This window comes from Daejeonella sp. (assembly GCF_037719425.1).
Classification (GTDB): domain Bacteria; phylum Bacteroidota; class Bacteroidia; order Sphingobacteriales; family Sphingobacteriaceae; genus Daejeonella.
In genome coordinates, this window is sequence record NZ_JBBJNI010000212.1 from 1 (window position 1) to 5449 (window position 5449).

General features: G+C 42.9%; 4 protein-coding genes. All 4 read left to right on the top strand.

What is annotated here, in order from left to right; translation table 11 throughout:
• The coding region (locus tag WKF69_RS18490) for an arylsulfatase (protein WP_340383858.1) at positions 1 to 1427 on the top strand (1427 nt) is incomplete at its 5' end.
• A gap of 336 nt (positions 1428 to 1763) precedes the next feature.
• A complete protein-coding gene (locus WKF69_RS18495; RefSeq protein WP_340383860.1) occupies positions 1764 to 2360 on the top strand; it encodes a sigma-70 family RNA polymerase sigma factor in 597 nt (198 codons plus the stop codon).
• A 153-nt stretch (positions 2361 to 2513) separates the two neighbouring features.
• On the top strand, positions 2514 to 3587 hold the full coding sequence (locus tag WKF69_RS18500; protein ID WP_340383862.1) for a FecR family protein: 1074 nt from the start codon (positions 2514 to 2516) through the stop codon (positions 3585 to 3587).
• Positions 3588 to 3691: 104 nt separating this feature from the next.
• On the top strand, positions 3692 to 5398 hold the full coding sequence (locus WKF69_RS18505; protein ID WP_340383864.1) for a SusC/RagA family TonB-linked outer membrane protein: 1707 nt from the start codon (positions 3692 to 3694) through the stop codon (positions 5396 to 5398).
• Positions 5399 to 5449 lie beyond the last annotated feature (51 nt).

The window sequence follows — 5449 nt, forward strand, 5'->3', positions numbered from 1 at the left end:
ATACAGATGATGTAGGCTACGGCGATATTAGTGCAAATGGAGCAACGAAAGTAAAAACTCCCAATATTGACAAGATCGCCAGCGGCGGTTTGCGTTTCACTAACGCTTATGCAACTTCTGCCACCTGCACACCGTCGAGGTTTTCATTTTTGACTGGCAGATACGCATGGAGAAAAACCGGGACTGGAATTGCGCCGGGCGACGCGGCATTAATAATTCCAACTGAAATAATAACGCTTCCGGGAATGCTTCAAAAAGCTGGCTATCAAACGGGAGTTGTTGGAAAATGGCACTTGGGACTTGGCCCGCAGGGGGGGCCTAACTGGAATGGTGACATCAAACCAGGACCACTTGAAATCGGGTTTAATTATTGTTTTATGATGCCTGCCACCGCTGACCGGGTACCTTGCGTTTACATGGAGAACTATCGTATTGTAGATCTTGACCCCTCCGATCCGATCATTGTTTCCTACAAAGAAAAAATTGGAAACGATCCTACAGGGAAAGAGAACCCTGAATTGTTGAAAATGAAATATTCGCACGGACACGATGCAACGATAATCAATGGGATAAGCCGGATAGGGTGGATGAGCGGAGGCAACAAAGCTCGCTGGATCGATGAAGATATGGCGGATGTTTTTACAAATAGAGCGATTAACTTTATTGAAAAAAATAAGGAGAAGCCATTCTTTCTGTATTTCGCAACACATGATATCCATGTACCTCGCGTCCCGCATTCACGGTTTGCTGGTAAAAGTGGCATGGGTCCACGGGGCGATGCCATTCTTCAGCTCGACTGGACCGTCGGCGAAGTGTTGAAAACACTCGGCCGTTTGAAAATAGCCGACAAAACTATGCTAATTTTTAGCAGTGATAATGGGTCTGTCGTTGATGATGGATATCAGGATAATGCTGTGCAATTACTGAAAGGACATACCCCTTCTGGAAATCGTCGGGGTGGGAAATATAGCGCTTTTGATGGAGGTACCCATGTCCCATTTATCGTTAGGTGGCCTGGAAAAATCAAGGCTGGAACTGTTACGAACGCGTTATTTAGTCAGCTCGACCTTTACGCATCAATTGCTTCACTCACAGGTCAAAGCCTGGCAGGAGATAATGCACCTGATAGCTTTAACAGCCTGGGTACGCTGTTGGGTGCTGGCAAGAACCGTGATTATCTGGTTCAGCAATCCATCAACAACACATTAAGCTTGATACGTGGTAATTGGAAATATATAGAACCGAGCAACGGGCCGAAAATGAGTATCCATACAAATACCGAACTCGGCAATCTGGGACAACCTCAACTGTATAATTTAAAAACCGACATAGGCGAGAAGACTAATCTGGCAGCCAGATATCCTGAAGAGGTAAAAAAAATGGCGTTGATGTTAAAAGAGATTAGAGAGAATAATAAAACTCGTTAGGGGTGTTGTTATTTTTTTGTGAGGCAGTTAGATTTATCTAACTGCCTTTTTTTGCGGGAGCAGGTTTAAAGACCTGTAACGCCAGAAGGTTTAATGAAGGTTTTATGCCTGTATCACATTGGTACTATAACAGTCAAGTCGTCGCGTGATACAGGAAGTTTTCTGTCATTATATTTCGAAAACCTTTGGTTAGATGGTTAAACACCTTTCTTTTTGTTGCTTAACAATTTTAAATCGTTTTTTTCTTAATGAAGATTTAATATTGGTATGGTAGAATTGTTCCATATATTTAATCTTCAAATCTAGAAAATCTCTCAATATTAAGCAATTGTAGCAATGTCAGAGCGGTGTTGTAATCTATGGAAATCCTTCAGGACTGGCGATAAACTTGCTTTTGGCCAGTTGATGCGGGAAAATTTCAGGCACTTATTTAATTATGGCTCAAAATTTTCGCATGATGACGAACTGGTTAAAGATGTTATACAGGATCTGTTTCTAAAGCTTTGGGAAAAAAGATTGAACCTAAGTGATGATGTAAATCCGAAAGCGTACCTAACAGCATCTTTAAGAAGGGCCCTTCATCGCAAAATTCAATCACAAAGTAAGTTTTCAAGCTACGCGGAACTGAACGAGCTCGATTGCTCATTTGATTTGGTACTATCTGTTGAACAGGACCTGATTGATAAAGAAAGCACCCTGGCTCTTGCTTCTAGAATTGCAGCTAATCTGTCTGAACTTCCAGCCAGGCAAAGAGAAGTGGTGTACCTTAAATTCTTTCAAGACTTTTCAAGGGACGAGATTTCGAAAACCATGCAGATCACACCCCAAACCGTGTCAAATCTTTTGCAGCTTGCGTTAAAAAAGCTGAGAATAGAATTAAAGTCAAGATTGGTAGTGTGTTTGGGGATAATTTCCCCGGAACAACAGAATTAACTCTGGATTAGAGTATACAACCGTACTATACAGTATGTTTTACGGATCGTAGTTCAACTCTGGAACCGCTATAAATCAAGAATTTCATAGTTTTTACGCCAGTGTTGGTATTTTCGCTCCCGCAAAGTCTCTATCTGATTTTAACGGCTATTAATGAACTATCGGGAATTTTCGATTCAGGATTTTGTATGGGATAAGAACTTCAGACAATGGGTATTATCGCCCGATGCTGATTTAGATACATTTTGGGAGGAGTGGATAATTGAAAATCCAGATAAAGTAGCTGAGGTTAATGCCGCCCGTCAAATATTAAAAGCAAGCAAAATAAAAGATGGTAACCTTAGAGACTTTGAAATTGAGGATTCCATAGCCGTTGTTTTGAATGAGATAAAAGATGTGGAGCATAGTCCCGTCTCAGAGCCGCACCACAAAAGACCATTGAGATCGTCGGTGATCAAACATTCGCTTACACTTGCAGCATCTATTGTTCTACTATTATCCGTGGCCAGCTTTTACTATTTTAGAGATGACGCCACCGTAAGCAGCAATATGATTGAACGGGTAAATAACGGGCCCGGGCTTCTGCAGTTAAATATGCATGATGGAAGCAACATTATATTGGAGAAGGGGGCACGAGTCAGTTTCGCCAAATCTTTTACTAATTTAGAAAGCCGGAAGATTTATTTGACTGGGGAGGCATTCTTTGATGTTGCCAAAGATCCTTTGAAGCCATTTATCGTTTATTCGAATGGGTTGATCACAAAAGTTTTAGGAACAAAATTCAGAGTTCGGTCATATGCCACAGAAAAGAATTCCGTAGTGGAAGTGGTTTCAGGCGTAGTAGCAGTATATTCTTTATCTGATAAAGATTCTGAAGATGAAAGAAACGGAGAAAAATTGAGCAGTGTGATATTAACCAGGAATCAGAAGGCAAATTATTCAAACGAAGACCGGATTGTTATGGCTACGGTCGTTCAGCAACCGGTAGCGATCAATAATAGAATATTTAATTACACCTTTTCTGATACCCCTATTAAACAGATTTTTAAAAATATCGAAGAAGGGTATGGGCTTGAGATTATATATGATGAGAAGGTACTTGCAAAAAGAACTCTTACCGCTGATCTCAGCCAGGTTAGTATGTATGATAAGTTAAGCATTATCTGCAAAGTGCTGGACACTCGTTATGAGATAATAGACGGTAAAATAATAATCTATCAAAACTGATTTTATCTGACGAATTTGTAATTTGCAGAATGGTATTGTTTTGGGATGATAAAAAAGGCTTCGTCCGGTAATCCCAACTCCTTGACAATTCAAGCATATTGCATATGAAATGCAAAAGAAATCACTCAGCATCGTTCCTGTTTTTTTTCCTGATTACCCTCACTTTAACCGCATACTCGCAAACTGCCCTGGAGCGAAGAATTACTTTGGACCTGAGGAATGTTGGCGTACAACGAGCATTAAAAGCAATCGAAGACCAGAGCCGGATTAAATTCGCTTATAGCTCTGATAATTTCAAAAATGACAAAATATCAATAACTGCTCGTAATGAACCGGTTTCTGATGTTTTAAAAGAAATTCTGGGAGACCAATTCACCTATGAAGCGGTTGGAGAAGTTGTTATATTAAAAAGGATCTACGAAGTATACGATCCTATTATCGTCACCGGGACTGTTTCAGATGTTGTAGGAGTTCTTCCGGGCATCACTGTTGTGGAGAAGGATGTTCCTTCGAATGGGGTGAGTAGCGACGGCACGGGGAAGTTTAGACTCAGCCTTCGTGATACGAGCAAGACACTTATCTTTCGTGGAATAGGCTACCTTACCAAAGAAGTAGTGGTTGGTAGCAGCTCGAACATCGAGGTGACTATTGTAGCTAATGAAACGAGCCTGGATGAGGTGGTAGTCGTTGGTTTCGGCACCCAGCGAAGAGTAGATGTGGTAGGCTCTGTCAGTACTGTTGGCCGTGAGGAGATTCAGCAGACCCCTTCTGCGAGTCTACAGAATGCACTTTCCGGGAAATTGCCGGGCTTCTATTCCCAGCAGCGTGGCGGTCGCCCGGGAGCTGACGGAGCAGACTTCGTTATCCGCGGGATAAGCACGTATAACGGTAACGTCAGGCCGCTGATCCTGGTGGATGATATTGAATTTAATTACGAAGACTTTGCAAATATTGACCCCAACGAGGTTCAGTCGCTAAGTGTATTAAAAGATGCGGGCTCAACGGCAGTCTATGGTATCAAAGGAGCTAATGGTGTCATCCTGGTTACTACGCGCCGGGGCCAGGCAGGTACACCAAAGATCAATTTCCGAACGGAGTACGGCCTCCAGCGCCCCACGCATATTCCCGAAGTGTTGGGCTCGGCCGACATGGCCATACTTCGTAATGAAGCCCTTAAGAATGATGCTTTTATTTCGGGAGGCACGTATGTTCCAGATTTCACGGATCCTGATATTGACCTGTTTCGAAGTGGTGCAGATCCAGTCGGACACCCGGATATCAACTGGTATGAAACGCTGTTTAAAAAGACTGCCCCATTGACAACCAATAATATTGATCTTTCGGGTGGAACAGAGAGCGTGAAGTACTTTGTTTCCCTGGGTCATCAAAACCAGACGGGCCTTCTTCGCGACTTTAAGTCAGATGATGTAGATAATAACTATCGGTTTAACCGGTATAATTTCCGGTCGAACCTGGATGTAAAGGCAAGCAAGTCGCTCAGCTTCCGACTGGATGTATCGGGCAACAACACGGTAACGAATCAACCGCAGGTAGGCAGCGCCCCATTTGGGGAGATTTACAGCTACGAGGCTCTGACGCCCTTTGTCTACCCGGTGTATAATCCTGATGGGAGCTTTGGCTTTACCGATCCGCTCAAGCCGGCTCCGGCAAATAATATTGTTGGCCGGGTCCAGACCGGGGGTTATGATCGTGATCGTCAGAACCTGCTTAACCTTAATTTATCTGCTATGCAATGCCTGGAATTCATTACTCCCGGATTAAAGGCACAGGTGACCGCGTCACTGGCTTGACTTGTCCTGACATAGGTTGACAAAAAACAAGGTCAACGATGAATAGAAATC

Bases quoted from the DNA above. Each gene is read 5' to 3' on its own strand.
- WKF69_RS18495 (WP_340383860.1), top strand. From the start codon at position 1,764: ATGTCAGAGCGGTGTTGTAATCTATGGAAATCCTTCAGGACTGGCGAT.
- WKF69_RS18500 (WP_340383862.1), top strand. From the start codon at position 2,514: ATGAACTATCGGGAATTTTCGATTCAGGATTTTGTATGGGATAAGAAC.
- WKF69_RS18505 (WP_340383864.1), top strand. From the start codon at position 3,692: ATGAAATGCAAAAGAAATCACTCAGCATCGTTCCTGTTTTTTTTCCTG.